Below are 26,428 nucleotides of genomic sequence, written 5' to 3' on the forward strand. Positions count from 1 at the left end.
CTTATTTCCCGGCTGGTGCAGAGGCTGCTGGCACTGCAGCAGCGGTCGTTGGGACATTGACAGGCACCGAGGCTATCATCTGCACTTTTTGCCCATCAATCAAAGTGGAAACCGGATTGCGTACAACTTTGTCGCCCGATACCAGGCCACTGCGCACTTCAAAGTCACCACGGCGTGGGTCGCGTTCGCCAATCACGATGCTGATCTTCTTCAAAATACCATCCTTGACACGCCAGGCATAAGCCTTGTCACCATCACGCAGCAAAGCAGTATTCTTGATCATCAGCGTCTGGGTGGAACCAGTTTCTACTCTACCCTCGGCATACAGACCAGACACGCGTGGCGGATTATTGTCAGCAAAGGCCACCAGTACTTCGACCTGGCGGGTAGTAGCATTGGCCGCCATATCGACACGCTTGACCTTGCCAGTAAAGCTTTGCTCGCCATAGCCATTGACGCGGAAGCTGACGGCCTGGCCTAGCTTGACATTATTGACTTTGTCAGCCGACAGCAAACCTTCAAAACGCATGCTGGTAGGATCAATGACCTTGACCAGCTCTTTGCCTATCTGAGCCGTATCACCAGCAGACACTTTGCGCTCACTGACGACACCATCAAACGGCGCGCGCACTTCAGTGCGCTGCAATTGCTGGCGTGCCTGTACCGAACGGGCCTTGGCTGCCACCAGATCACTTTGGGCATTATTGCGACGGATTTCGGCATCTTCCAGTTGCTGGGTCGATGTCATGCCAGAAGCACGCAAGGTTTTCAAGCGCTGGAACTGGCGCTCAGCCTGCTCCAGGGTTTGTGCAGAAGCACGCGCGGCTTCTTCCGCCGAATTCAGGCTATCACGGATGGAAGTGTCATCCAGTCGCACCAGCAAATCACCACGTTTGACGGTTTCACCATTTTCTTTCAATACTTGCAAAACGACCGTGGATAACTCCGAACGCAAATCAGCCTTGCGTTCTGGCTGTATCGAGCCTGTGATCACCGGGCCGGATGACAGGGCGCTATTTTGTATCACTTGTAAATCTTCTTCCGTCACCATCAAAGCTGTGGCGGCCGCCTTGGCACTTGCACTGGCTTTGGCCTGGTCCGATTCCTTGCCATCTTTCCCTCTCTTGTTGCATGCCGTCAATGCCAGGGCAAGGGAAAGAAAAATCAGACTGGGTCGCAACATGGTAAGTCTCCGTATATTTATAGAATGGCAGGCTACTAAGAACCTGATTTGTAACAAAAAGTTCCAATTCTTGCCAAGTATCCATGAGCATGCATACTAGTGTCAATCATGCATTAACAGCCAGCAACACTATGCGCTTTAGGGTGAATTTCTTGCATTCCCGGCACAAGTCCGGTAGGCTCCCGCCTCTTGCGTACTTACCAAGCTGCTTATTGTGTCCGTTATTGTGTCTGCACCTGCCTCACCGCCTGCATTACTGATTGTTACTGATGTTTTTGGCAATACACCAGCCATTGCCAGCTTTGCACGTCAATTTCCCCTGCCTAGCCTGATTGCCTCGCCTTTTGATGGTGAGCAAGTACAGTACCCGGCAGAAACCCTGGCTTACCATGCGTTTATCGCTCACGGTGGAGTAGCGGCATACGCAGACAAGCTAAGTTCATTGATACATACTCACCAATCCAGCCTGCGCTATGCGATAGGTTTTAGTGCCGGTGCCAGCGCCCTGTGGCTCAATAGCGCCAATCCAGCAATGGCCAATCTGCAGCAGGCAGTATTATTTTATGGTTCACGCATACGCGATCATCGCGATGTGCAGCCAGTCTGTCCTACCCGCCTGATATTTGCCGAGCAGGAAGCCGCTTTTGAACCGGCAGAACTAGTCAGTGATTTGCGCCAGCGCAACCATGATGCTGAACTGGTCAAAGGCAGTAAACATGGCTTCATGAATCCCTATTCTGCCGGTTTTTGCCTGAAAACCCAGGAACGCTACCTGAAAGACTTGCTGGACCTGACCCAAATCAGTGCCGCAGCTTGAATGGCGTATTGCTTATAGCCAGCTGGCAAGATTGAGTTTCACCCTCTATTCCCCTATACTTCGCACGCGTGACACAATCACCGCCTTGTGTTTTTGATTACACCAACCAGTGATCAGGGACCGTTTTAATTGCATGACAACACCACCATTTATTTAATCACTTTTTTGCGGCACCAGTGCATCTGCCTGATCTGGCAGCTCGTCTGGTTGAACCGCGCGGAGCCATAAGCATGACCGCTTTTGTATTTAATGAAATCAATTTCGACGACCACGAACAAGTCGTGTTCGCATCTGAAGCCAAATCTGGCTTGAAAGCCATTATCGCTGTCCACAACACCAATCTTGGCCCGGCCATGGGTGGTTGCCGCATGTGGAATTATGCAGATGAAGCCGAAGCTGTACGTGATGTATTGCGCCTGTCGCGCGGCATGACTTACAAGAACGCCGTTGCTGGCCTGCCTATAGGCGGCGGCAAAAGCGTTATCATCGGCAACCCAAAAACTGACAAGACCCCTGCCCTGTTTGAAGCCCTGGGCGAAGCCCTGGAGCGCCTCGGTGGCCGTTATGTCACAGCAGAAGACGTAGGCACCAGCCCGGCTGACATGGCCAATGTTGCCAGCAAAACCAAATACGTTGCCGGTCTGGGTGACCGTGGCGACCCATCCCCTTACACTGCACTGGGCTGCTTCGTTGGTGCCCAGGCCGCAGTCAAACATCATTTAAAACGCGACAGCTTTGACGGCTTGACCGTGGCACTGCAAGGCCTGGGTCATGTAGGCTACGACTATGCCCGCCAGTTGAAAGAAGCCGGTGCCAAGCTCATCGTCACCGATATCGACCAGGCTGCACTGAAGCGTGCACAAGAAGAACTGGGTGCAGAAATCGTCGCCATTGATGCCATCTATGATGTACAGGCCGATATCTATGCACCATGCGCCCTGGGTGCGACACTGAACCCGGACACCTTGTCACGCCTGAAAGCAAAGATCGTTGCCGGTGGTGCCAATAACCAGTTGGCTACACCAGAAATGGGCGAAATCTGCCGTCAAAAAGGTATCCTGTATGCACCTGACTTTGTCATCAATGCCGGTGGCATCATCAAGGTTTGCTATGAATACCTGAACACGCCAGAAGACGGCATGGTTGCCCATGTGCGCCGTATCGGTGAAACCCTGGCAGAGGTATTTGCCCGCGCTGATGCAGAAGGCTTGCCAACCAGCGTTGTCGCTGACCGCATTGCCGAAGCAAAATTCAAGAAATAAAAGCCCTCATTGATCCGGGCTCAAAAGCCACCAGACTATTGTTCTGGTGGCTTTTTTTCTTTCTTGCTTTGTATCTGCCGTAATCGCAAACATCTGTATCTATTGGCCGGGCCTTAAACCACATACTCTCTATCTAGAAGGCAGGTTTCCTTATCCCACCGGAGAATATGAATGACGATGTTATCGAATATACGCATGCTGACCCACTACAAAGCCTGGGCAGATGACAAGATGTTTTCCATGCTGAATGCCTTACCTGAAGAAGAAGTATTGCGCCCGCGCCTGACACGTTTTGGCAATATGCTGCACACCCTGAATCATGTATATGTCATTGACGATATATTCCGCGCCCATTTACAAGGGCAGTCGCATGAGTACCAAGACCGCAATACTGCCACCACGCCGCCCTTGCAGGAACTGTGGCATGCATCCACACAGATGAATCAGTGGTATCGGGATTTCACCAAAGAGTTGACTGAAGATGATCTGGAACGTGTCATCCATTTCAATTTCATAGGCGGTGGCGAGGGTCACATGAGTTGTCAGGAAATGCTGCTGCATGTCGTCAACCATGCCACTTACCATCGCGGTTTTGTCGGCGACATGATGTACCAGGCCAAAGTCATGCCCCAGTCTACTGATCTGACGGTGTTTGTCAGGGATGTATTAAGGGCCTGTTAAGGGCCTGAAACTTTTAAGTGAATCCCGGGTCAATTGAGTGTGTGCTTGAAACGCATAGCTTTCAAGCTTAAACTCATCGCTGTCTATAGCCACCCCGAAGATCATGACCATACTGACTACTGCTCGCCTGCGCCTGGAACCAATGACCGACAGCCATTTTGAAGGCCTGTTTCGCATGAACAGCCAGGCAGAAGTCATGCAATACATCACTGGCAAACCCGACACGCCTGAAGATACCCAAGCCATGATAGACCGCGTCAAGGCGCGCTGGATAGAGTATGGTTTTTCCTGGTGGAGTTTCATAGAACTCGAGAGTAATGAAATCATCGGCGCTGGCTGCATACAACACCTGGGGCGCGACCCGGCCAATCCCCTGGAGACAGGCTGGCGTTTGCGCAAGGAAAGCTGGAACAAGGGTTACGCCTCAGAAGCCGCGCGCGCCATGGTCGGCTTTGCCTTTGAAAACCTCAAAATAGACTCCTTATGCGCGGTCTGCCACCAGGACAATCATGCCTCAGCCCATGTCATGAAAAAATTGGGCATGCAATATCGTGGCATAGAACGCTGGTACGAAATGGATACTGCGGTCTATTCCATGGATAAGGCAGAATGGCTGGCAAACAAGAAATAAAATTCTAAGCAGGTTTACATTTCCGCACTTTATTATCAACATCTTGCCTGATCATGAGCATACTGACTACTGCACGCTTGCGCCTGGAGCCAATGACCGACAACCACTTTGAAGGTCTGTTTCACATGAACAGCCAGCCTGAAGTCATGCAATACATCACCGGCAAGCCAGACACGGCTGAGGAAACTTTGGCCGCAATAGCGCGCATCAAGGCGCGCTGGGTAGAGTATGGATTCTCCTGGTGGAGTTTCATAGAACTTGAGAGTAATGAAATCGTTGGTGCAGGTTGCATACAATACCTGGGACGCGACCCGGCCAACCCTCTGGAAATAGGGTGGCGTCTGCGCAAGGAAAGCTGGAACAAGGGTTATGCATCAGAAGCCGCGCGTGCCATGGCGGCATTTGCTTTCGACGATCTCAAGGCAGTATCCTTATGTGCCATCTGCCATCAAGATAATCACGCCTCAGCCCATGTCATGAAAAAACTGGGCATGCAATATCGCGGTATAGAACGCTGGAATGACATGGATACTGCAGCCTACTCCATGGACAGGGTACGCTGGCTGTGCTCGCGGGCTTAGGAGCTTGGTGGCTCACAGGCCTTGCACATAAAATGCTTCAGGCTGTCCCTTCTGGCGCATCAGGGCAGTAACTTCATCTTGCCACAATTGTGAAGACAAATTCGCAGTGGCACGTGTGATGAAATGACGCGTGGGTCTGTGATCAAAAGCCTGGGCCAGTATTTTTTGCATGCTGGCAAAGCTGTCTGGATTAATATGTATGCCCTGAGAAATGCGTTCAGCAACCAGATTCACTTGATGCAGGATAGCCTGTTCACGCCTTGGGTCACTATGCACAGCCACTTCATAAAAAGAAGTGAGTACGGCAAAAGCAGGACGCACGCCTTCCAGCAGGCAGGCTTGCATGCGGTCATGCCCATCCAATATCAAATAGGCATTCAGGCTATGTATATACCATACCAGGATGGGTGGTAATTGCCCCGTGCGAGCCAGCTTGCGCCACCATTTGACGCGACCACTATCCTTGTGCTGCGGGGCAAATATATTCAACACCTGCCCGTTTCCAGATAGACACCAATCCAGATAGACGGCAGGAGCATGCAATAACTGTACATCGTCTTCGCTGCCACCAAGATGCCAGTCACGCAAGCGATATTTGCCACGCCAGTGCGGATGACATACCTGGCTACCATCGCAATATTCCAACGACCATAAACCATCGGACAAACAGCTGATATCAGCGTTCCTCAATGCCTGCGCAAAGTGTTTCAGCCATAATCTTTTTTGCTGTTCAACAGAAGCAGAAGCAATATGCTGGACCTCCGCTGAACTAATGGACGGCAACCAATTCTGATGTGGTGGCAAATTGCGGTAGATGTTCACACCATAATAAGCATCTTCCATTTCGGCCCACAGTAACGGTAAGTCACCTGCATCCAAACGCATGCGCTTGCCCGCCGCAGTACGCAAACGCAATGCGGACTTGGGGGCATTGCTGACAATCAGCAATGACCCAGACCATGTCCCATAATCCCGTTCATGATCGCGAGTATCGTCTTGATAATGAATACTAATTGCCATACTGTATTTTTCAAAAACTTGAAATCACAAGCCCTGTTTTTTCAAGGCCTCAATCTCAAAATCACCATCATCCACCAACCGCTCGCCACCAGCAAATTTGCCCAGGCCCAGTATCCTGCCCATGGACAGCAGCAAGCTTTGTCCTGCCGCCAAACGCTCTGGTACCAATTGATAAACCGGGTCATTGAAGGCCGCTGCTGGCGTGGTGAACTTCCAGCCCATGTCCTTGAACTGTGTGATGACATCATCAAGCCACAGGGCATTGATCAGATTATGATGCATGAGCAAGACTTGCGGAATATCCCGCCCCTGTAATTGCCAGGACAAAGCACGATACGCTTCGGCACGCTGGCGCACATGGGCAAGGTAAGCCAGCTTGATCGGTGTCACATCTGCCTGAGGATTTTTTGTGAGTACTTCGACCAGTTTTTCATTCAAGCGCCAGTCGCTGGTATCCAGGCTGACATAGGCATTGCGGTAATTATGCTGCTTCAGAAACAGACGCATGCCGTTCAGTTTTTCTGGGGTATTGCCTTCGCGCAAATAGGTATAGCGATACCATTTCTGGTAACCGGGCAAAGTGCTGATGATGGCGTCACAATCCAGTATTTCCTGCTGGTATTGTGCCAGGCTGACTTTGTCGCTATGCAAATCGGGGTGACTCATACTGTGGTTGCCGATGGCATGACCAGCATCGCCCCAGGCTTTGGCGAGTGCATAACCGGCAGGTTGTTTGGCAGCATAATCCGCCGTGACAAACAAGGCGGCAGACACGCCATGTTTAGCCAGGGCATTCAACATGGCCTGGTTGCGCTGTTCAGGGCTTAACCTGGGTGTTTGCTCCAGATTGGGAGCATCATCAATTGTTAGCGCCACAGTTTGCGCAGCAACCGTTGTAGTCATCAGCATTGCGACCAGACATGCCAAACCAGTTGCATTATTTAGGTGTGTAAAAATTTTCAATTTCAATTCATTTCCTGGATAAATTTAATCAACAACATAATCATTATTTTTTGTCGCTGGCTCAATCGCATTCATCAACATGAATTGCTGGCCATTCCATTGATAGCGACTGGCCGCTTCACTACTGTCCGTAGCCAGGGCAAGTAAATATTTTTTATTTCCATTCGCTTCATAGGTCCATTCAAATGCCGCTGCCAGTATGCTTTGCACTAATTTATATTCACCGCCGACCACAGCATAGACCAGCATTTGTTCATAGGCCGCCCCTTGCTGTATCCTGAGTACGACTATGGGCTTATCTGCCAGAGTAAATTCAGTATGCAATTGCAGACGCGGATTGTAAGTGTCGGCAAACTGTTGTTGCAACACTAGCCGCCAAGCCTGTTTATCCTTTTTGTAAATGCTGAAGGTAGTCGCAATGCCAGCCTTATTTTTCTTGCTGGCCGCGATGTCTGGCTTGCTGGACCAGGCCAGTAGTTTCCAGTCGTCCGGTGCGCTGAGCATACTGTAATTTTCGACCTCTGCCAGATCCGCTTTGCTGAATGCAGGGAAAGCATCTTGTGAGGCTTGGGTATCCGCAGATTTCTGATTTGGTTGGCATGCTGCTAGTGCGACCAGGATGAAGAGAGTGAACAGCGATTTTTGATATGGCATGAAGAAGTGGTTTCAGAAGGGTATTTCCTGGAGCGCTCAAAAAATGCCTTGCAGCAAGTAAATTCAGCAATAGCATAACATTAAGTTTTATTGCCCGTGCAAACCTCAACTATTTGTCAATATCGGCATGTCAAGTCGCGGGCAAGCACCTATAATTCTGATGGCAATATCGTCGCCGCTTGATGGCATTGTTTGCCAAAATTTTTCTATGTACTCCCCTTTGCTTTGAACAACTATCAACATGAAGGAGATATCTGCATGAGCATCGTAACCTCACATGAACCCGGGGCATTTTGCTGGGTTGAGCTTGGCACCAATGATCAAAAAGCGGCCAAGGCATTTTATGGTGAACTGTTTGGCTGGAGTGCCCAGGATAATGAGATGGGGCCAGGAAGTTACTACACCATTTTCCAACTCAAAGGGCAGGATGCTGCGGCAGCCTATACGCTGGACGCTGAGCAGCAAGCTGGCGTACCGCCACACTGGGCTATTTATGTATCAACAGCAAATGCAGAAGCCACAGCCAGGCGTAGTGCAGAATTAGGTGGGGAAGTCGTGGTCCCGGCATTTGATGTCTACGACCTGGGTCGCATGGCTGTCTTGAAAGACCCTACCGGGGCTTTCCATAATATCTGGCAACCAGGTAAAAATATTGGTGTGGGTATACAGAATGAACCTGGTTCCTTTTGCTGGGGACAACTCAATACCAGTGACACAGCCAAGGCAGAAGCTTATTACACTGCCTTGTTTGGCTGGTCCGCCAGTACCAGTAGTGATGGTGGCATGACTTATACAGAATGGCAGCAGCATGGTACAGCCATAGGTGGCATGATGACTTTGCCCGATGGCGCCATGGCACCATCGCACTGGCTGGCTTATTTCAGCGTGGAAGATTGTAATGCCAGCACCGCCCAGGCCCAGGCGCTGGGTGCTGCTGTTTATGTGCCGCCAACCGATATACCGCATACTGGCCGTTTCGCCGTCCTGGCAGATCCGCAGGGGGCTGTCTTTGCGATTTATCAGCAAAGCTAAATCAGCAAACTTAAATCAACAAATTAATTAAGCCCGCAAATGCCCGGCCCAAGCCGGGCATTTGTGCATTATTTAATTTACCTGCAACAAGCTGAGCGCATGTGCTACACCCAGCCTGGGACTGGACAAGACCTCCTTACCAAGTTCAGTCAGATCAGGCGCAGCAGCGGCCATGGATGCCTGGGCCAGGACCACGACATCAATTTCAGCCGCCTCATCCTGCACCTTCTGCCTGACTGCATGCACAATCGCCTGTCGATATGCCTCGCTATCCCCTTGCAGGAAATGCGCCCAGGCATCTGCAACCAGCAAATTATTGATCACCAAAGGCTGGTTCAAGGCCGCAGCAGATTCTTGCAATAATTCTGCCGTGGGCAACAAGGTCGTTTCCAGTGCAGCCACCAGCAAGACGCGCGGACCGAGCGTGACAGCCCGGTCTGCCATGGCTCGATCTATCCTGGCCGTCTGCAAGCCAGCAAAACCAGACATGCGCTCCGCCACACCACCTATACTGGAACAAGTGCACACCACCATGTCAGCACCACCAACCGCAGCCGCTTGCATGGCTGACTGTATACGCTGGATGAGATGCGGGTCTGCAACACCAAATTGCTGGGCTGCACTCAATAAACCTGCATCCACATGATGCTGTAACTTGAGCCCGGGAGCCATGTCCTGCACCAAGGCATCGAAAGTAGCGATATGTACTGGTGATGTGTGTAGAAAAGCGAGTGTCTTTTGCATGAGCCCTGGTCTTTCAGTTCAATTGAGTTTTTTCATATGATCCACCAATTGGTCTAGCGCCGTTCCCCATCCTTGATGGAATCCCATGTCCATATGTTTTTGCATGTCTTCTGCACTTTTATGCAAGACCACAGCAGTGTATTTGGTACCAGCCTCATGAGCTTCAAAGGTGACGATGGCCGTCATGAAGGAATTGCCGGTAGGACGAAAGCCTGGCCCCAGAGCATCTGTGAACACCAGCTTTTGACCAGGTATCACTTCCAGATAGCAACCAACATTATGATGATCGACACCCTCTGGTGAGCGCATCACGGTGCGAAAAATACCACCTGGTCGCAAATCAATTTCGCAGTCTACTGTTTTCCACGGGGCGGGTGTAAACCATTCAAGCAAATGCGCCGGCGTAGTCCAGGCCGCCCACACCAATGCTGGTGGGATGTCGACGATGCGCTCCAGCACCAGATCAAATTTGCCTGCTTCTTTCGATACTTCAGTCATCAAGAGTCTCCTTCATTTTTTTCAGGTGTAAATCAAGTTGATTAAAACGGCTTTCCCAATCGCTGCGCTGTCTGCTCAGCCAAAGCTCAACTTCTTTTAATGCCTCTGGTGCCAGGCAATAAGTTCTTATTCTGCCTTTCTTTTCTGATATGACCAGACCGGAATGTTCGAGCACCTTCAAATGCTGGGTAAATGAAGGCAGGGCCATGTCAGCATCCTGTGCCAATTCGCTGACCGCTGCTGGCCCCCGTGACAGGCGCGCCAATACCGCCCGCCGGGTGGTATCCCCGAGAGCAGAAAACATGAGGTCGAGCTGGGTTTGATGAACAGACATGCAGGATAATATAACGCAGTTCAATACTTAGGTAAACACCTTTGTATTGAAATATTATTGCGCGATTTTTTCGTCTGGTCGCAAATGTTTCAGGCTTTGATCGAAGATATCTTGCAAATGCTTGTAGCGAGGTGAGAGATAGAGATAAACAGGTTTGAAGAGTAAATCCTGCAAGAGATAAGTGTCAGTAGCATGTTCACTGCCTGCCAGTATTTTCATCGCCATACCCTTGGTCATGATGCAGACATCACCGTGATTTCTCAAGACCATATAAGCACAATCATGCTCAGAGTTAACGGCAATCAATTGCTCCAGTTCCTTGTGTGCTGCTATGGCAGCATTGCCGCGTACATAGAATACTTTTTTCTTGCTCAAGTCCGCCAGGGATTTGATGACGAGATCCTTGTCACGCGTGAGCACACTGAAGCTGAGCTGACCTATGGCCGTAGGTACGCGTGTCGCCGTTGGTGCCATTTGCTGGAACTCTTCAAAACGCGGCAACTCCCCAGCGGTTTCGCTATCCAGCAACATTTTCAGGGCGCGGCCTGGAGGGTAAGCTGTCAGCTTGCAATGCAGACCATTTTGCTGGCACAACTTGTCGAGCAGTTTTTTGCTTTCTTCAAAAGCCTCACCCGCATCCGTCAGCGAAGAAGAAAAATACAATATCTCATGCTGCGCCACCTGCTCTCCCGAGCATGCGTCAGTACAGATAGTAAAGAAAAACAGTAGTAAAAGTAAGCGCACGGATGCCTGCTTTCAAAATCGGAACTGGCATTTTGTCAGACTTGATGCCATTAACATAAAAGCAAAAAGACAAAAATTATGGAGCCAATATCATGAAAGTATTTAGCAAGACAGGACTACTGACAAGTAAGACTTGGCATAGTGTTGCGGCGCAGATGCAGCTTGCCGTTTTTTACCGACAAACTTATCGCTCTGACATATCAAACACGCCTATAAATGCGCCGTAGACATTGCCTTATCGAAAGTCCTTGCACTTGCCTTTTAAGCTGCGAGAACAAGTCAGGTGCATCATTGAGCAAGACAGGTCTGCCTTGCTCGCCTGACCTGGAATGCTCAATGCACTACTGGTTCAGCTTCAAGTGCCTCGGCAGTGCGTGGGGCATTATAAAGCTCCAGATTAAGCAAACCCAGGCGCTTGGCAACGATGGTCGGCACCAGAGCCTGACCAGCAACATTGACCGCAGTACGACCCATATCAATAATGGGTTCCACTGCCAGCAACAAGCCTACACCTTCGAGTGGTAAGCCTACGGTAGACAAGGTCAGAGTGAGCATGACGGTGGCACCGGTAGTGCCCGCAGTTGCAGTGGAGCCCAGTACCGAAACCAGGGCAATCAAAGCCAGTTGAGTGGCATCAAGATGCAAGCCATAAAACTGCGCAATAAAAATCGCCGAAATTGCCGGATAGATTGAGGCACAGCCATCCATCTTGGTAGTTGCACCCAAAGGGATGGCAAAAGCGGCATATTCGCGCGGCACACCGAGATAGCGCTCAGTGACACGCTCAGTCAATGGCATGGTACCCATGGAAGAACGGGATACAAAGCCAAGTTGCACAGCCGGCCAGACACCGCTGAAATACTGACGCACCGACAGCCCATGTAATTTGACCAGCAAGGGGTAAACCACAAACAAGACCAGTAGCAAACCTACATACACTGAGGCGCTGAAACTGGCGAGTGAACCCAGGGCGTCCCAGCCGTAACTGGCAACCGCATCCCCAAGCAAGGCCAGCGTGCCTATCGGTGCCAGGCGTATGATCCACCACAATATTTTTTGCACCACTGCTCCCACTGCATCAGTGAAGCGCAATAAAGGTTCAGCACGGTCGCCCACCTTGAGCGCAGCAACACCCACCGCAATCGAGATCACCAGCAACTGCAATACATTAAAGCCCAGTTGAGTACTGGCAACCGCTTTCTCTCCCACCAGCTTGACTGAACTGCTGGCGGTCATGCCCAGTATATTGCCTGGCAAGAGCTGATTTAAAAAGGCCCACCAGGAACCTGTTCTTGATGGTGCACTCGCCTTGGCTGCATCGACTATTGCACCGGCACTGGGATTGGCCAGCAAACCTATGCCAAGGCCAATGGCGACAGCGATGAAAGCAGTAATGGCAAACCAGATCAGCGTCTGGGTGGCCAGTTGCGCCGCATTTTGCAGACGACGCAAATTGGCGATGCTGCTCACCACAGCTGTCAGGATCAGTGGCGGTATCATCAATTTTAACAAGCCCACATAGGCATTACCGATTGCCCCCAGAGCTACCTGCAACCAGTTCGCTTCTGTGCCTTGCGTGCCCATATTACGCGCCACCAGCCCGACTAGCACACCAGCCACCAGACCGATGACGATCTGCGGCCCGAAAGACTTCCACCAGCGCGCGCCGTGGCTGTCTGGTAAAGCCGCTGCACTTGTCTTGTTAGCTGAAGTTTGCATATCAGTTCTCACCCTGCTCTAATGATTGATCACGCCCGCAATCCTGCACCAAGCCAGCGCTACAGGCAAGTAATTAGATCGTATTAGGTAATTTGCTGGGGTAGGATCTGATGCATCAAAGATTTGAAATCACTAAGGGCGATAGTTTGTTATCGAGACCGCCAGCTCCTGCCCGCATTCCAGAGGAACTGTCTTGGCTAGTCAAGAGCCACCAGGAGCGGTTGAAACGGATGGGTTTCTGTAGCAAATTCATTTGCCGTCAAATGACCGAAACCCATCCCCTTGCCCTCGCCATGGAAGGGAGGAAGTTTAATTATCTTTTTTATGAGGCACATTATTCCGGACAGACGTACCGGAATTCATGCATGGTGCAATAACTACTCTGTCTTTACACCCACAGGCTTGAACTGCCCCATCACATCCCGCTTGCCCCGCTCCAGGTAAGGCACAGGCTTGTCCATCCATTCGGGACGCGGGCTACCCAGCAGGTAATGATCAAAGAACTCGGCCATGTGCACAGTGAAATACTTCATGTTGTCGCGTTCTTTGAGGCCATGTTTTTCACCATTGAAATTGAACCAGTAAGCTTCCTTGCCAAGTTGGCGCAAGGCGGTGAAAAATTCTATGGCCTGATACCAGGGTACTGCGTCGTCATCATCATTGTGGATGGTCAGATAAGGCGTCTGCACTTTGTTGACATAGAATATCGGTGAGTTTTCTATATATTCAGCCGTCTTGTTCCAGGGTGCACCGCCTATGCGGCTTTGCTGTTTTTCATACTGGAAAGCGCGGCTCATACCTGTACCCCAGCGTATGCCACCGTAACCGCTGATCATGTTTGCCATCGATGCACCGGCTTCCACTGCACGGAACATATTGGTTTGCGTGATCAGGTAATTGACCTGGTAGGCACCCCAGCTATGACCTTGTATACCTACGCGTTTGGGATCGACATAACCTTGTGCCAGCACTTTTTGCACTGCTGGCACGACAGCATTGTAGGCACTCTTGCCAGGATGCCCGGTTTTATAGGCAATATCCGGGCGCAGCACGATATAGCCATTGCTCAGATAACGGGTGACATTGATGTTCTGGCCCGGCGCAGGCGGGACGTAACGATGCAAGTTGTCCGACATGTTTTCATAGATATACACCATCATCGGATATTTTTTTGCCGGATCAAAATCCTCAGGCTTGGCCAGCAAGGCTTTAAGCTTCTTGCCGTCGAGGCTGGTGTATTCAATCATCTCCTGCTTGCCCCAGTTGTACTGCGCCTGCTGGGGATTGGCATTACTGATTTTTTGCGGGTTCTGCAAAGCCAGGTTACTGCTCCACAAATCAGGGAATTCCGTGAAGCTTTGCTGCGTAAACAAAACCGTATCAGCCTTCTTGGCCTTGACCAGGCCAGCAAACATTTTATCGCCATGTATCAGTTTTACCGGTTCACCAGATTTTGGATTTTGCTGGTAATAACCACTGGAACGGTTACCTTCATTGGTGGCGGCCAGTATCCACGAATCTGTCGGCAAAGCCTTGGCCTCGGCCACTGGTGATGGTTCGTCCGCAGGCGGCTTTTTCTCGGCATCGACGGGGACATAACGCAGTTCCAGATTGTGCTTGCGACCATAGCCTGCGGTCAGGTTGCGGCTGGCCTGTGTCTGAGGATGGACTTCCCACAGATCAAATTGATCATACAAGACTACGCTGGCATCGTCTTCAGTCCAGCCAGCAAAACCATAGGCATCCTTGGCTTCTGGTGTATCGCGCTTGGCATCTTCAAAGTGCGCCTTGATTTTCCCTGTCAGATTGATCTTGCTGCCGTCAGCAGTGGACCAGCAATACCAGATACTGCTATTGGCATCAAAAGCCAGCACATATTTACCACCCGCCGACAAGCTGGGCACATAGCGCAATTTTTGCACCAGTAAACGAGCCTGACCAGTTTGTAAATCTACCGCATAGGCATCGTGATACAGCGCATCCCAAGACTGCTGCATTTTGTAAGGCACATCACTGGCACCCATGGCAAAATGCGGATTATCATTGATCAGCACATTCGGGATAGTCTTGTTGGCAAGCTGTACAAAGCGTTGTTCAGCGATATGGAAAACCGCTTTATAGCTGCGCTGTTTTTCTTTTTCCGCTTTGACCTTTTGCATGGATTGCAGTTCAGGGTCTTTCCAGTGCCAGAGATCAACCTTGAAAGGTTCCGGTGCATCCTTGGGATCGGCCTTGGCCAGTTCTGCCGTGCCAAAGAACAGGCGCTGGCCATCCTTGCTAAAACTCAGGCTACCGTATTCACTGGGTAACCAGCCTGCTGGCATGCCTTTAGTGTCGGCAGTGACAACCGCTTTGGCTTCGCTATCACCGGCGCGCCAGTAATACAGATTGAATGCGGTAATTTCTTTTTCAGCTTTGTCGGCTTTTTCAGCCTTATCAGATTTATCAGCTTTGTCGGCTTTGTCAGCATCAGCATTTTTCTTGCCGGACTTTTCTGCTTCGGCGCGTTTCTTCGCCAGGTCATCACGGTTACTGACGAAAGCCAACTGACGGCCAGCTTCATCAAAATTCATGTGCTTGTAACTGCCTGCGCCTGCCATGATGGTGCGTGGCGTCAGGTCTTGCGGGCTGATCAGGTAGACACCTTCGCGCGCAGTATCTTTTTGTGCGTCTTTTTTAGCTTCTTTGGCGATGACATTAAAGGCCAGCAATTCACCATTTTTTGACCAGGTAAAATCAGCGACCTCCTTGAAGCTGCTGCGCTTGGCGTTCGCCACATCGATCAACAGAAATTCTGTGCCCGTGTCTTTTTTCCTGGCTGCAGCCAAGGCCGCAGCAGTTGCCTGATCTTCTACATCCTTGGCGGCAGATTCAGCTTCTTTCTTGGTGTCTTTCTTTGCTTCCTCTGGCGCATCGAACAAGACTGCCAGGAAATTACCGCCCTCTTCCGGCCAGGCAAAACGTTTTACCCTGTCCAGGTTTTCAACTTTACCAGTAGCCAGATTCATGATCCCCAGGCCAGACTTGGGCAGATCATCACCCTTCTTCTTTTCTTTCTTGGCCTTGTCCAGCTCCAGCCTGGTTGGTGCGATCGCAAAAGCCAGGTAATGGCCATCGGCACTGAAGGCTGGCATAGTGCCACGGGGTGCGCGCAATTCGCGGCCATCTTTCAAATTCCTGACAACGACTTCACCATCCGACTCTTGCCCTACCAGAGCATAAGCTGCCCAGTTACCGTCGCGGCTCAGCACACTACCCTGTATGCTGCGCCAGTTTGCATAGACATCATGGCTGATGACTTTTTTTGCATGCACTGCGACAGTTGTCGGGCTTTCTGCCAATACTGGGGCAGCGTGGATAACAGGAACAAATGCACCATAAGTCAGGCATACCAGCAGAGCTGTAGCGGCTAAATTATGCAGTTTAGGTAACTTAGGCAGTTTGTAATGACTCGATGATGAAACAGAGGAAGGAGAGGAATAATGCGTGCTCAACACTGGAATTACCTTTCTGGATGACTTGCTTTACATCACCACATTGTAATGTCAAACCATTTTAAATCGACAAAACAATTATGTATTATCAGTGTTGCATTGCAGCAAGCTCAAAGATATCAAGATTGCACTTGCAGGGTTTTGACGATGCGCATCTCTCCTTTTTCGCCAGCGCCTGAACCAATATTCTTGCTTTCTTTTTTTGTGATGACAAGACGGTCACCACTCAATCCATAGACCAGATCTTCTTCATATTTGCTTTCAAAGCTGATGACCACAAAAGCGCGCCCTGAAATAGTCTGGTGCATATGGCTGGCCAGAGGTGTGCCATCGGTGGCTATCCAGACTTCCAGGCTGCCTTCGAATTTCTTGACGTATTTGCGTTCTTTTTCTGTCAGCTTCTCGATAGGTATCTCGAAACTCAGCAAACGGACAGTTTTGCCGTTATAGCTGGCGTCGGCTTTTTCGCTTTTGAAGATGGCTTTTTCCAGGACACGCGACAGATTGCCGACAGCAGACACCATGGGGCGCAGTTCTGAAGAATTGACTTCGCGGATGGCAGCAATGGTAGGCGTTTTAGCCTTGGGGTCTTTTTCTTTGGCGCGCTCTTCCGTTTCCAGGCGTGTCAATAAATCTTTGCTGTACAAGATTTGCAAGCCACGGGGGCTATCTTCCAGGCTGATGCTGGCCTGGCCGTTTTGCTCTTCAAGCTCTTTACCCTCACCCTGGCGACTCCAGGTTTTTGCGTCTACTACAGCTTTTACCGGCGTCTGGCCAGGCAAACGCAACAGCGCGGCTTTCAAATCTGCCAGACCATCCGCCTGTGCGGCCTGGTTAAACAGGCTGAAACATACGCCTGCAAGGAGTAACAGCATTTTCTTTTTGGCCGGCATACATCCCCTATCACCTTGGCTATCGTGAGCGATCTGACCCTGGAGGCAGCTTAAAGTTCAGCCCTGTTTCAGGGACAGCCACTTCCTGTAGACCAGCAATGCCACTTGCGCATCATTGGCAGCATACATGATTTGTCTGTCATTCAATGCCGGCACGGCCCAGTTGGAGGTAGAGGTTTTCTTGGACTTTTGCAGCTGCATGCCAAAATACTTGGCGACAGCAGCTTTTGCGCCCATGTCGCGCTGCTTGCTTTCACGCATGGCGCGGGCCAAATCAAGTACATGCTGTGGCGAGATGCCGAGTTTGATTTTCAGGCGTTTCATGTCATCGCTGAGCCCGAAGCCAACCTTGAGTATGTCTTTGGATTCCAGCAAGGCTTGCACGGCATCGGTATTTTGTACCTTGACTGTAGGGAAGAGGTAAGCCTTGCTATCGGTCGCCAGTTGTATCAGATGTGGCCCATCGGATTGCTGGCCTTTGAAGAATACTGGCTTGGATTCTGTATCAAAACCCAAAATATCGGCTGCCTGCATCTCTGCATAAGCTTGCTCTGCGTCTGCTGGCGTCTGTACCAGCAGTATGTCTTTTTCCTGGATACCAGGATAAGGGGGGAGGAGAACTTCCTGATCTTCTGTCATGACAGCATGATAAGGGAAACAGGGTGGATATGTCAGGTGTTGACTTGCTAGCTTAGCTTGTGTGAGGTCAAAAACAGTGAAAATAAGCCACAAACTGCAAGCCAGCATGATAAACGATATATTTTTAATATTATTTAGGCCTTGAATTTGTCTGCATGCGTTTCCATGAGCTCAGTCAGCCATTCTACGAATACCCTGACTCTGGGCGATAACTGCCGGTGGTGAGGGTAGAGTATGGATACCGGCATGGGCGGCGGCCTCATTCCTGGCAAGACTTCCTGCATGCTGCCTGCCGCCAGTTGGGCAGCGACATGGAAGCGCGGCAGTTGTATCAGACCATAACCAGCCTCAGCACCTGCAACATAGGCATCAACATCATTGACTGCCAGTTGCCCTTTCAATGGCAATGCCTGGGTTTTTCCATCCATGACAAATTCAAAATCCATATTCCGGCCTGTCTGCGATGAGAAATAATTCACTGCCAGATGGGCGGGCAAATCATCCAGCGACTCCGGTACGCCATACTTTTGCAGATAAGCGCTGCTGGCACAGGTAATTTGCGTCATCAGCGCTACCCGTTTGGCGATCATGCTGGAATCGCGCAGCTCACCGCCACGCAAGACGCAATCAACGCCCTCGCGCACCAGGTCAACCAAGCGATCACTCATGCCAACCTCCAGCTCTATCAAAGGGTATTTGGCACTAAAGCCTGGCAAGGCCGGGACCACGAAAGATTTGCCCAGCGAGCCTTGCAAATTGATCCTGAGCTTGCCACGCGGATTAAGCAGGCTGTGGCTGAATGCCGATTCAGTTTCTTCCAGGTCAGCCAAGAGACGCACGCAACGCTGGTAATAGGCATCGCCATCCGCCGTGGTGTTGACCTGGCGCGTGGTTCTTTGCAAGAGGCGAGTACCCAGATGGGTTTCCAGTTGCTTGATACTCAGGGTCACACTGGCCCTGGGCATCTGCAATTGCTCGGCAGCACGGGTAAAGCTGCTTTGCTCGACCACGGCGATAAAGACTTGCATAGCCTGGAATTTGTCCATAGTCTAAGTCCGCTCCATTGTTTAGATTTTTTGCATAGTTAAAGCAATTTTAGCGTATTTATCTATAAATTCTAACTAACTACAATAGCTACATCTTCAGCAAACCCGCTGAGGCAACAATGACAGAGGAGTTTCAGCATGGCACAGAACAAAATCGCAACACGTCAATTGGGTAAGCTTGGCCCGGCAGTTTCAGCACTGGGTTTGGGTTGCATGGGTATGTCGGATTTATATGGCCCGGCTGACCGTGGTGAAAGCATCGCCACTATCCATGCGGCACTGGATGCAGGCATAGACTTGCTCGACACAGGTGATTTTTATGGCATGGGTCATAATGAATTACTGATACAGGAAGCCTTGCAAAATCTGCCACGCGAGCAGGTCAAAATCAGCGTCAAATTCGGCGCTTTGCGTGACCCGGCAGGCAACTGGATAGGCATGGATGGCAGGCCAGCAGCCGTCAAGAACGCCCTGGCTTATAGCCTGAAACGTCTTGGCACTGATCACATCGACGTTTACCGCCTGGCTCGCATAGACCCGCAAGTGCCAGTGGAAGACACCATAGGTGCGATTGCCGACATGGTGAAAGCCGGTTATGTGCGCCACATCGGTATGTCGGAAGCTGGTGCTGCCAGTCTGCGCCGTGCGGCAGCAGTGCACGCCATCAGTGACTTGCAGATAGAGTATTCACTGTTTTCACGCGGCATAGAAGCTGAAATTTTGCCAGTTTGCCGTGAACTGGGCATAGGTATTACGGCCTACGGCGTGTTGTCACGTGGTTTGCTTAGCGGCCACTGGAGTACTGAACGCAATGCTGGCACCAAGGATTTTCGTAGTATCAGCCCACGCTTCCAGGATGGCAATCTGGAACGCAACCTGGTCCTGGTCGAAGCCTTGCGCAGCATCGCCAGCAGCAAGGGCATCAGCGTGGCGCAAGCGGCAATTGCCTGGGTACTGGCGCAAGGTGACGATATCATTCCTTTGGTAGGTGCGCGCCGTCGTGACCGTTTGACAGAAGCCCTGGGCGCACTTGATGTAAAACTGGATGCAGCAGATTTACAGGCGATAGCGGCTGCAGTGCCAAGTGATGCAGTAGCAGGTAATCGCTACAATGATCACGCCATGGCTTTACTCGATAGCGAACATGCACCAAATCATTAATCTATTCAGCTTTTATCAATAACATCTGCAAGCTGACCCGTTTGTTCAGCTTTCAGCGGATCAATGCGTCGTCGGCGTGGTCTTCCGCTGGGCAAAGGCTCTATGATTAACGCCTGACCATCGGGCAGGGAAATCGCCAGTTTTTCCTGCCCATCATGTTTGAAATGATAGACAGTCGCCGCACCAACGGCGGCTGATTTTTCCAGCGTTGCTGCCATCAGCAATTCCGGGATTTCGCTGACCTTGCCGGTGCGCCAGATCAGCTTGTTCATGGTTTTACTCATCGTCTTACTCATAGCCGTGCTCGCGATAGCGGGTAGCAAAGCCTGCTGCATCCATGGGGCGGCCAAAATAATAACCCTGTACCTGGCTACAACCCATTTTACGCAAAAGCTCGGCCTGTTCTTTCTTTTCCACACCTTCGGCAACCACACTCAGACTCAGGCTCAAGGCCATGGCAATGATGGCGCTGGCTATTGCTGCATCGTCAGGATTTTCATGGATATCATTGATGAAGGATTTATCTATCTTGAGTTCATCAATGGGGAAACGCCGCAAATAAGAGAGGCTGGAATAACCGGTACCAAAATCATCCAGCGATATCGATACCCCCAGTTTTTTCAAGGCCCGCAATGCCACCAGGGTGCTGTTGACGTCCTGCATGACCATGCTCTCAGTCAGCTCCAGGGTGACATTCGATGGGTCAGCACCCGTCTCGGAAAAAATAGCGGCGACACGGTCAGACAAATCCTCTTGCCGGAACTGGCGGGGTGACATATTGATGGCGATTTTCAAATCACCCATGCCAGAATTTTTCCAGCTGACTTGCTGGCGGCAAGCCTCAGCCAATACCCATTCACCCAGAGGCAGGATGAGCCCGGTTTCTTCTGCCAGCGGGATGAACTCTATGGGGTGTATTAAACCTATTTGTGGATGATGCCAGCGCACCAGTGCTTCCGCACCGACTATATGGCCCGTAGCGAGTTCTATCTTGGGCTGATAGTGCAAAGTCAACTCGTGCCGCTCCAGCGCACGGCGCAATGCACCTTCCATATTCAGGCGGCTGATGGCAGTGACGCCCATCTCGGGAATAAACTGGCGCACGCTATTGCGACCATGCTCCTTGACGCGGTACATAGCGATGTCGGCATAGCGCAGCAAAATCTCGCCATGATCACCATCACGCGGGTAGAGCGAAATACCGATACTGGCCGTGACAAACACATCATGCCCATTGATTTCAAACGGGCGCGCCAGGGCTGACAGGATTTTTTCAGCGACGATATCAACATCGCCCGTCTCGGGCAAATCAGTCAGGATGATGACAAACTCATCACCACCCAGGCGCGCCACCGTATCGGTTTCCCGTACACAATGACTGAGCCGATTGGCTACCTGCTTCAGCATTTCATCGCCAGCACCATGGCCAGAGGCATCATTGATGAGCTTGAAATGATCGAGATCAAGCAACATCAAACCCACCGACAAATCCTGACGCTTGGCCCAGGCAATGGCCTGGGTGATACGGTCATTGAGCAAATTGCGGTTCGCCAGGCCAGTCAGGCTGTCATGGGTGGCCTGGTATTCCAGCTCTTTCTGATAATTGACGCGCTCACTGACATCATTGATGACACTGACAAAATGCGTGGTGGCTGCGCCCGTTGCATCCTTAACAGGTGAGATATGTAATTCATTCCAGAATTGCGTGCCGTCCTTGCGGTAATTGCGTAACAGTGCGCAGCCTGCTCTTTTTTCTCGCAGAGCCGTGCGTATCTCTTGCAAATCCGGCTGCGCCAGGTCTTCCCTGACCAGGAAGCGCCCTTCCCTGCCTATGACCTCCTGCGCTGTATAACCGGTGATACGCTCAAAAGCCGGGTTCACATAAACAATGGAATGATCGCTGTCATCACTGCGGGTAATCATGATGCCATTGCTGCTGGATACCAGGGCTTGTTCACGTAAAAGCAAGGCTTGCTCGACTTCTTTCAACTGGAATTTGCTATCGGTAATATCCTGTTTGACCGCCATCAGATGAGTGATATGCCCCTCTGCATTGCACAGCGGACCTACCATCTGCCTCTCCCAGTAGGCCGTGCCATCCTTGCGATGGCTTAGTACATCACCCTGCCAATGCTCACCGACCTTGAGTGCCTTGATGATGCGCATGACTTTTTCATCCGCAGGATCACCAGAATTCCAGAACACATGCTTGCCCAGCACTTCGTTAAGCGTATAGCCAGAAATACGACAAAAGCTATCATTGCCATATTCAAGCTCACCATCCGCATTGGTAATGACTACTGCAAACGGGCTTTGCTGTACCGACAGTGCCAGCATTTCCATATTATCTTGCAGATCATGGTGCTCATGGCTGCTGCTGAGGGCATGGATGGCTTGCGCTAATTCATTCGCAAAACGGCTCAGTATGTTGTATGCATCACTACTTTCACTGAGATCAAAGTCAGCACCAACCCGTAATTGCGCCAGCGCATAGCCATAACGTTGCAAAGGCAGAACCAGGTATTTTGTCTCTTTTCCAGCCTGCTTGTCGGCACGAAAGCGATAAATTTCTGACTTGTCCCCCAAGTCCAGTTCCACCTCAGCACACAAATAGCCAGCACGCTGCACCAGGATACGACAGAAGCCACGCAACATCTCTGGCAGTTCTGGCGTGTACCACAAACAATGGGAAAGCTCCCCCAGCAAGAGATACCACTCTTCCAGCCGATGCGACTCGGCATCCAAAGTCAGGGTCTGGTCAACTATAGCCATTGCTCCGAGGTCTCCCATTCAGCATGCTGTTTTTATTGGCAGGTGGATTTTTATACCGCGTAGCCAAGCGAATTGCAACAAAAACCGCCTTAGCAAAGCTGCCTATTTATGCTGCAATTGCGTTCAAACAAACGAAAAGACCATTTAGATTTTTTGATTATTTTTACCAAAAAGACAATCTTCGCTCTCTCCTTTCTTCAGGTTTTCTCCTGAATTTCTCTGTGTCTCTGTGCCTCTGTGTTGAGGGGTCTTTCAAAATAATCAAATTCAAGGCTCAAAATTAACAAAACAACATCAAGCAAATTAGCCTATCCAGCGCAAAAGCCGTTAAAATCTAAGGTTTGGCAAACTTTATTCATCGCTTCTTCAAGAAGTGACAAAGGCAGATAGCACGATGCTCACATTTCAACAAATTATCCTGACATTACAAGATTACTGGGACAAGCAAGGCTGCGCCCTGTTGCAACCTTACGATATGGAAGTGGGCGCGGGTACTTCGCATACCGGCACTTTCTTGCGTGCCATCGGGCCAGAACCATGGCGCGCGGCTTATGTACAACCATCACGCCGCCCCAAGGATGGCCGTTATGGTGAAAACCCTAACCGTCTGCAACACTATTACCAATATCAGGTAGTGTTAAAGCCTGCGCCGGAAAATATCCTTGATCTCTACCTGGGCTCACTGAAAGCCCTGGGCCTGGATTTGCAGCAAAACGACATACGCTTTGTTGAAGATGACTGGGAAAACCCTACCCTGGGTGCCTGGGGCCTGGGCTGGGAAGTCTGGCTGAATGGTATGGAAGTCACACAATTCACTTACTTCCAGCAAGTTGGTGGTCTGGATTGCAAACCTATCCTCGGTGAAATCACCTATGGGCTCGAACGTCTGGCCATGTATTTGCAAGGCGTAGACAATATCTATGACCTGGTCTGGACTGAGCGTGAAGAAAACGGCAAAACCGTGCGCCTGTCTTATGGCGATGTATTCCATCAAAATGAAGTTGAGCAATCGACTTTCAGTTTTGAATATTCAAACACCGATTTCCTGTTCTCTTTGTTCAGCAATTACGAAGCAGAAGCCAAGCGCCTGCTGGAAGTGACAGAAAAATCCCTGGCCCTGCCTGCTTATGAAATGATTTTGAAAGCTGCGCATACTTTCAACTTGCTGGATGCACGTGGTGCGATTTCTGTGACTGAGCGTGCTGCCTACATAGGCCGCATACGCAATCTGTCGCGTGCTGTGGCTGCGGCTTACTATGCATCGCGTGAGGCACTGGGCTTCCCCATGTGCGCTGCGGATGACAAGCATAAGCCTGCTCCCGTTGCTGTTACTGCTGCATAAGCACTGCATAAGCTTTGCACAGGCTTTACGTATAGCCCACAAGAACATCATTAAACAGATTCTGGCACAACGCCGGAACGTAGGATAAGAAACATGAGCCAAACACTGTTAGTAGAATTATTTACCGAAGAGCTGCCACCCAAGGCGCTGGCCAAACTGGGTGAAGCATTTAGCGCCGGTATCGTCGCTGGTCTGAAGTCACGCGATTTTCTCGAAGCTGAATCCGTCGCGACCAGCTATGCCTCACCACGCCGCCTGGCTGTCAGCATCACAGGTGTACGCGCCACTTCCCCGGACAAGCTGATGCGTGAAAAAGTATTGCCGGTATCTGTAGCGCTGGATGCGGCTGGCAATGCGACGGCCCCGCTGGGCAAGAAACTGGCGGCACTGGGCTTCCCTCACTTGCAGGTCAGTGACCTGGAACGTGCGGTAGATGGCAAGACTGAGAGCTTCTTCTACAGCTATACAGCGGCAGGCACTGCCCTGGCACCAGCAGTACAAACTGCACTGGAAGAAACCATAGGCAAACTGCCTATTCCTAAAGTCATGAGCTACCAGCGTCCTGATGGCGAGACTGTGCATTTTGTGCGCCCGGTGCACAAGATCATTGCCCTGCATGGTGCTGACATAGTGCCGCTGTCCTTGCTGGGTTTGAACAGTGACCGCATTACCAAAGGCCACCGTTTCCTGTCCGCTGGTGAAGTCAGCATTGCCAGGGCTGAAGACTATGCAGCCAGCCTGAAAACCGAAGGCAAGGTCATTGCCAGCTTCAACGAGCGTAAAGAACAGATACGCGCTGCCCTGTTGGGCAAAGCAGGTGCAGACCAGGTATTGATGCCGGAATCCCTGCTGGATGAAGTCACGGCCCTGGTCGAATGGCCGGTAGTGTATGAATGCAATTTCGAGCAGGAATTTTTGGCTGTGCCGCAAGAATGCCTGATTTTGACCATGCAAACGAATCAGAAATATTTTGCCCTGACAGATGCTTCTGGCAAATTGCGTTCACGCTTTTTGATCGTCTCCAACCTGGAAACCAGCGACCCGCAATACATCATCCAGGGTAATGAGCGCGTCGTGCGTCCACGCCTGTCAGATGCAAAATTCTTCTTTGAGCAAGACAAGAAAAAGACCCTGGAATCACGCTTGCCACTGCTGGCAAATGTGGTCTATCACAATAAACTGGGCAGCCAGGCAGAACGCACACAACGCGTTAAAACCCTGGCAGGCCAGATTGCTGCCAGCCTGAATGGTGATGTCGCGCTGACTGAACGTGCCGCCCTGCTGGCCAAGACCGACTTGCTGACTGACATGGTAGGTGAATTCCCTGAGCTGCAAGGCATCATGGGTACTTACTATGCCCAGCATGATGGCGAACACGCCGATGTAGCCGCTGCCGCGTCTGAACATTACCAACCACGTTTCGCTGGTGATGCCCTGCCTGCGACACTGACAGGTACTGCCGTAGCTTTGGCTGACAAGCTGGAAACCCTGGTCGGTATCTGGGGCATAGGCTTGCAACCTACTGGCGACCGTGACCCGTTTGCACTGCGCCGCCATGCCCTGGGCATCTTGCGCATGCTGGTAGAAAAACGCTTGCCGCTGTCCTTGGATACCTTGCTGGCACAAGCAGTCGCACTGTTTGCTGGCAATGCCAATTTCACTGACCCGACGGCCGATGTGCTGAACTTCCTGTTTGACCGTCTGCGTGGCCAGTTGCGCGACAAGGGCTTTTCACAAAATGAAGTTGAAGCTGTGGTTGCCCAGCAACCAGACACGCTCGATAGCATCGTTGAACGCCTGCAAGCTGTACAAGCCTTTGCTGCCCTGCCAGAATCAGAAGCACTGGCGGCTGCCAACAAGCGTATTACCAATATCCTCAAAAAAGCCGAGGGTACGCCAGGTGCAGTCCAGCCAGCGCTATTGCAGGAAGCTGCCGAGCAGGCACTGGCCAAGGCCATGGCCGATGTCAAACCGGAAGTGGATGCGGCATTTGCCAAAGGTGATTTCGCCAGCGCATTGAAAACCCTGGCAGCCCTGCGTGCAGCGGTGGACAGCTTCTTCAATGATGTCATGGTGAATGCAGAAGACCTGGCCTTGCGGAATAACCGCCTGGCCTTGCTGGCCAGCCTGCATGGCATGATGAACCAGGTTGCCGACATTTCCAAGCTGGCAGCTTGAGGCGCGTTAAACAACATGGAACACATGAGCACCACTAACC

The 26,428-nt window shown here is 51.0% G+C and carries 24 protein-coding genes; 9 read left to right on the forward strand and 15 right to left on the reverse strand.

The window, feature by feature from the left end; genetic code table 11:
* Position 1: 1 nt before the first annotated feature.
* On the reverse strand, positions 2 to 1,183 hold the full coding sequence (locus ACO0LF_RS16080; protein WP_423015678.1) for an efflux RND transporter periplasmic adaptor subunit: 1,182 nt from the start codon (positions 1,181 to 1,183) through the stop codon (positions 2 to 4).
* Between the two features lie 214 nt (positions 1,184 to 1,397).
* Between ACO0LF_RS16080 and ACO0LF_RS16085 the strand changes: the two genes are divergently transcribed.
* The 5 genes from ACO0LF_RS16085 to ACO0LF_RS16105 all read left to right on the forward strand — a co-directional run bounded on the left by ACO0LF_RS16085 (position 1,398) and on the right by ACO0LF_RS16105 (position 5,155).
* Complete coding sequence (locus ACO0LF_RS16085) at positions 1,398 to 2,000, forward strand: hypothetical protein (protein ID WP_423015680.1); 603 nt, start codon at positions 1,398 to 1,400, stop codon at positions 1,998 to 2,000.
* A gap of 230 nt (positions 2,001 to 2,230) precedes the next feature.
* Positions 2,231 to 3,262, forward strand: a complete 1,032-nt coding sequence (locus ACO0LF_RS16090; RefSeq protein WP_423015682.1) for a Glu/Leu/Phe/Val family dehydrogenase — start codon at positions 2,231 to 2,233, stop codon at positions 3,260 to 3,262.
* 171 nt (positions 3,263 to 3,433) lie between these two features.
* Positions 3,434 to 3,943, forward strand: a complete 510-nt coding sequence (locus ACO0LF_RS16095; RefSeq protein ID WP_423015684.1) for a DinB family protein — start codon at positions 3,434 to 3,436, stop codon at positions 3,941 to 3,943.
* 103 nt (positions 3,944 to 4,046) lie between these two features.
* Positions 4,047 to 4,574 carry a GNAT family N-acetyltransferase gene (locus ACO0LF_RS16100; RefSeq protein ID WP_423015686.1) on the forward strand — a complete coding sequence of 176 codons (528 nt, stop codon included), beginning with the start codon at positions 4,047 to 4,049 and terminating at the stop codon, positions 4,572 to 4,574.
* 53 nt (positions 4,575 to 4,627) lie between these two features.
* Complete coding sequence (locus ACO0LF_RS16105; RefSeq protein WP_423015688.1) at positions 4,628 to 5,155, forward strand: GNAT family N-acetyltransferase; 528 nt, start codon at positions 4,628 to 4,630, stop codon at positions 5,153 to 5,155.
* Positions 5,156 to 5,167: 12 nt separating this feature from the next.
* Here the strand turns inward: ACO0LF_RS16105 and ACO0LF_RS16110 are convergent, their stop codons facing one another.
* The 3 genes from ACO0LF_RS16110 to ACO0LF_RS16120 all read right to left on the reverse strand — a co-directional run bounded on the left by ACO0LF_RS16110 (position 5,168) and on the right by ACO0LF_RS16120 (position 7,792).
* A complete protein-coding gene (locus tag ACO0LF_RS16110; RefSeq protein WP_423015690.1) occupies positions 5,168 to 6,175 on the reverse strand; it encodes a hypothetical protein in 1,008 nt (335 codons plus the stop codon).
* 24 nt (positions 6,176 to 6,199) lie between these two features.
* Positions 6,200 to 7,078 carry a polysaccharide deacetylase family protein gene (locus tag ACO0LF_RS16115; protein WP_423015692.1) on the reverse strand — a complete coding sequence of 293 codons (879 nt, stop codon included), beginning with the start codon at positions 7,076 to 7,078 and terminating at the stop codon, positions 6,200 to 6,202.
* 84 nt (positions 7,079 to 7,162) lie between these two features.
* Positions 7,163 to 7,792 carry a hypothetical protein gene (locus ACO0LF_RS16120; protein WP_423015694.1) on the reverse strand — a complete coding sequence of 210 codons (630 nt, stop codon included), beginning with the start codon at positions 7,790 to 7,792 and terminating at the stop codon, positions 7,163 to 7,165.
* A gap of 258 nt (positions 7,793 to 8,050) precedes the next feature.
* On the opposite strand from ACO0LF_RS16120, the gene ACO0LF_RS16125 reads away from it, so the two are divergent.
* On the forward strand, positions 8,051 to 8,824 hold the full coding sequence (locus tag ACO0LF_RS16125; RefSeq protein WP_423015696.1) for a VOC family protein: 774 nt from the start codon (positions 8,051 to 8,053) through the stop codon (positions 8,822 to 8,824).
* A gap of 72 nt (positions 8,825 to 8,896) precedes the next feature.
* Here ACO0LF_RS16125 and ACO0LF_RS16130 read toward each other — a convergent pair whose 3' ends face one another.
* The 9 genes from ACO0LF_RS16130 to ACO0LF_RS16170 form a co-directional block, all read right to left on the reverse strand.
* Positions 8,897 to 9,568, reverse strand: coding sequence for an aspartate/glutamate racemase family protein (locus tag ACO0LF_RS16130; protein WP_423015698.1), 672 nt, complete (start codon positions 9,566 to 9,568; stop codon positions 8,897 to 8,899).
* 18 nt (positions 9,569 to 9,586) lie between these two features.
* Positions 9,587 to 10,066 carry an SRPBCC family protein gene (locus ACO0LF_RS16135; protein ID WP_423015700.1) on the reverse strand — a complete coding sequence of 160 codons (480 nt, stop codon included), beginning with the start codon at positions 10,064 to 10,066 and terminating at the stop codon, positions 9,587 to 9,589.
* Positions 10,059 to 10,400 (reverse strand): ArsR/SmtB family transcription factor, encoded by a 342-nt coding sequence (locus ACO0LF_RS16140; protein ID WP_423015702.1) that lies wholly within the window; start codon positions 10,398 to 10,400, stop codon positions 10,059 to 10,061. The genes ACO0LF_RS16135 and ACO0LF_RS16140 overlap by 8 nt, the downstream gene beginning before the upstream one ends.
* Positions 10,401 to 10,454: 54 nt before the next feature.
* A complete protein-coding gene (locus ACO0LF_RS16145) occupies positions 10,455 to 11,144 on the reverse strand; it encodes a hypothetical protein (RefSeq protein ID WP_423015704.1) in 690 nt (229 codons plus the stop codon).
* 333 nt (positions 11,145 to 11,477) lie between these two features.
* Positions 11,478 to 12,863: a dicarboxylate/amino acid:cation symporter gene (locus ACO0LF_RS16150; protein ID WP_423015706.1), complete on the reverse strand. Its 1,386-nt coding sequence runs from the start codon at positions 12,861 to 12,863 to the stop codon at positions 11,478 to 11,480.
* 377 nt (positions 12,864 to 13,240) lie between these two features.
* Positions 13,241 to 16,360, reverse strand: coding sequence for a prolyl oligopeptidase family serine peptidase (locus ACO0LF_RS16155; RefSeq protein ID WP_423015708.1), 3,120 nt, complete (start codon positions 16,358 to 16,360; stop codon positions 13,241 to 13,243).
* Between the two features lie 116 nt (positions 16,361 to 16,476).
* Positions 16,477 to 17,250: a hypothetical protein gene (locus ACO0LF_RS16160; protein WP_423015710.1), complete on the reverse strand. Its 774-nt coding sequence runs from the start codon at positions 17,248 to 17,250 to the stop codon at positions 16,477 to 16,479.
* 57 nt (positions 17,251 to 17,307) lie between these two features.
* Entirely contained in the window at positions 17,308 to 17,889 is a 582-nt protein-coding gene (locus tag ACO0LF_RS16165) for a 3'-5' exonuclease (RefSeq protein ID WP_423015712.1), read from the reverse strand.
* A gap of 134 nt (positions 17,890 to 18,023) precedes the next feature.
* A complete protein-coding gene (locus tag ACO0LF_RS16170) occupies positions 18,024 to 18,935 on the reverse strand; it encodes a LysR family transcriptional regulator (RefSeq protein ID WP_423015714.1) in 912 nt (303 codons plus the stop codon).
* Positions 18,936 to 19,088: 153 nt separating this feature from the next.
* Between ACO0LF_RS16170 and ACO0LF_RS16175 the strand changes: the two genes are divergently transcribed.
* Positions 19,089 to 20,096 carry an aldo/keto reductase gene (locus ACO0LF_RS16175; RefSeq protein ID WP_423015862.1) on the forward strand — a complete coding sequence of 336 codons (1,008 nt, stop codon included), beginning with the start codon at positions 19,089 to 19,091 and terminating at the stop codon, positions 20,094 to 20,096.
* 5 nt (positions 20,097 to 20,101) lie between these two features.
* Here ACO0LF_RS16175 and ACO0LF_RS16180 read toward each other — a convergent pair whose 3' ends face one another.
* Both ACO0LF_RS16180 and ACO0LF_RS16185 read right to left on the reverse strand, forming a co-directional pair.
* Positions 20,102 to 20,380 carry a hypothetical protein gene (locus ACO0LF_RS16180; protein WP_423015716.1) on the reverse strand — a complete coding sequence of 93 codons (279 nt, stop codon included), beginning with the start codon at positions 20,378 to 20,380 and terminating at the stop codon, positions 20,102 to 20,104.
* Between the two features lie 4 nt (positions 20,381 to 20,384).
* The gene (locus tag ACO0LF_RS16185; RefSeq protein WP_423015718.1) at positions 20,385 to 22,868 is read right to left on the reverse strand and encodes an EAL domain-containing protein; all 2,484 of its coding nucleotides are present in this window, start codon (positions 22,866 to 22,868) and stop codon (positions 20,385 to 20,387) included.
* A 394-nt stretch (positions 22,869 to 23,262) separates the two neighbouring features.
* On the opposite strand from ACO0LF_RS16185, the gene glyQ reads away from it, so the two are divergent.
* The gene (gene glyQ / locus ACO0LF_RS16190) at positions 23,263 to 24,210 is read left to right on the forward strand and encodes a glycine--tRNA ligase subunit alpha (protein WP_423015720.1); all 948 of its coding nucleotides are present in this window, start codon (positions 23,263 to 23,265) and stop codon (positions 24,208 to 24,210) included.
* Between the two features lie 93 nt (positions 24,211 to 24,303).
* On the forward strand, positions 24,304 to 26,388 hold the full coding sequence (glyS, locus tag ACO0LF_RS16195; protein WP_423015722.1) for a glycine--tRNA ligase subunit beta: 2,085 nt from the start codon (positions 24,304 to 24,306) through the stop codon (positions 26,386 to 26,388).
* The last annotated feature ends 40 nt before the right edge of the window (positions 26,389 to 26,428 follow it).

The sequence above is a fragment of the Undibacterium sp. Di27W genome (assembly GCF_049340345.1).
Taxonomy (GTDB): Bacteria; Pseudomonadota; Gammaproteobacteria; order Burkholderiales; family Burkholderiaceae_D; genus Undibacterium.

Coding starts and splice junctions, on each gene's coding strand:
- ACO0LF_RS16170 (WP_423015714.1), bottom strand. CDS start 18,935: ATGGACAAATTCCAGGCTATGCAAGTCTTTATCGCCGTGGTCGAGCAA.
- ACO0LF_RS16140 (WP_423015702.1), bottom strand. CDS start 10,400: ATGTCTGTTCATCAAACCCAGCTCGACCTCATGTTTTCTGCTCTCGGG.
- ACO0LF_RS16185 (WP_423015718.1), bottom strand. CDS start 22,868: ATGGCTATAGTTGACCAGACCCTGACTTTGGATGCCGAGTCGCATCGG.
- ACO0LF_RS16090 (WP_423015682.1), top strand. CDS start 2,231: ATGACCGCTTTTGTATTTAATGAAATCAATTTCGACGACCACGAACAA.
- ACO0LF_RS16130 (WP_423015698.1), bottom strand. CDS start 9,568: ATGCAAAAGACACTCGCTTTTCTACACACATCACCAGTACATATCGCT.
- ACO0LF_RS16120 (WP_423015694.1), bottom strand. CDS start 7,792: ATGCCATATCAAAAATCGCTGTTCACTCTCTTCATCCTGGTCGCACTA.
- ACO0LF_RS16125 (WP_423015696.1), top strand. CDS start 8,051: ATGAGCATCGTAACCTCACATGAACCCGGGGCATTTTGCTGGGTTGAG.
- ACO0LF_RS16115 (WP_423015692.1), bottom strand. CDS start 7,078: ATGACTACAACGGTTGCTGCGCAAACTGTGGCGCTAACAATTGATGAT.
- ACO0LF_RS16150 (WP_423015706.1), bottom strand. CDS start 12,863: ATGCAAACTTCAGCTAACAAGACAAGTGCAGCGGCTTTACCAGACAGC.
- ACO0LF_RS16110 (WP_423015690.1), bottom strand. CDS start 6,175: ATGGCAATTAGTATTCATTATCAAGACGATACTCGCGATCATGAACGG.
- ACO0LF_RS16180 (WP_423015716.1), bottom strand. CDS start 20,380: ATGAGTAAAACCATGAACAAGCTGATCTGGCGCACCGGCAAGGTCAGC.
- ACO0LF_RS16100 (WP_423015686.1), top strand. CDS start 4,047: ATGACCATACTGACTACTGCTCGCCTGCGCCTGGAACCAATGACCGAC.
- ACO0LF_RS16160 (WP_423015710.1), bottom strand. CDS start 17,250: ATGCCGGCCAAAAAGAAAATGCTGTTACTCCTTGCAGGCGTATGTTTC.
- ACO0LF_RS16080 (WP_423015678.1), bottom strand. CDS start 1,183: ATGTTGCGACCCAGTCTGATTTTTCTTTCCCTTGCCCTGGCATTGACG.
- ACO0LF_RS16165 (WP_423015712.1), bottom strand. CDS start 17,889: ATGACAGAAGATCAGGAAGTTCTCCTCCCCCCTTATCCTGGTATCCAG.
- ACO0LF_RS16095 (WP_423015684.1), top strand. CDS start 3,434: ATGACGATGTTATCGAATATACGCATGCTGACCCACTACAAAGCCTGG.
- glyS (WP_423015722.1), top strand. CDS start 24,304: ATGAGCCAAACACTGTTAGTAGAATTATTTACCGAAGAGCTGCCACCC.
- ACO0LF_RS16105 (WP_423015688.1), top strand. CDS start 4,628: ATGAGCATACTGACTACTGCACGCTTGCGCCTGGAGCCAATGACCGAC.
- glyQ (WP_423015720.1), top strand. CDS start 23,263: ATGCTCACATTTCAACAAATTATCCTGACATTACAAGATTACTGGGAC.
- ACO0LF_RS16135 (WP_423015700.1), bottom strand. CDS start 10,066: ATGACTGAAGTATCGAAAGAAGCAGGCAAATTTGATCTGGTGCTGGAG.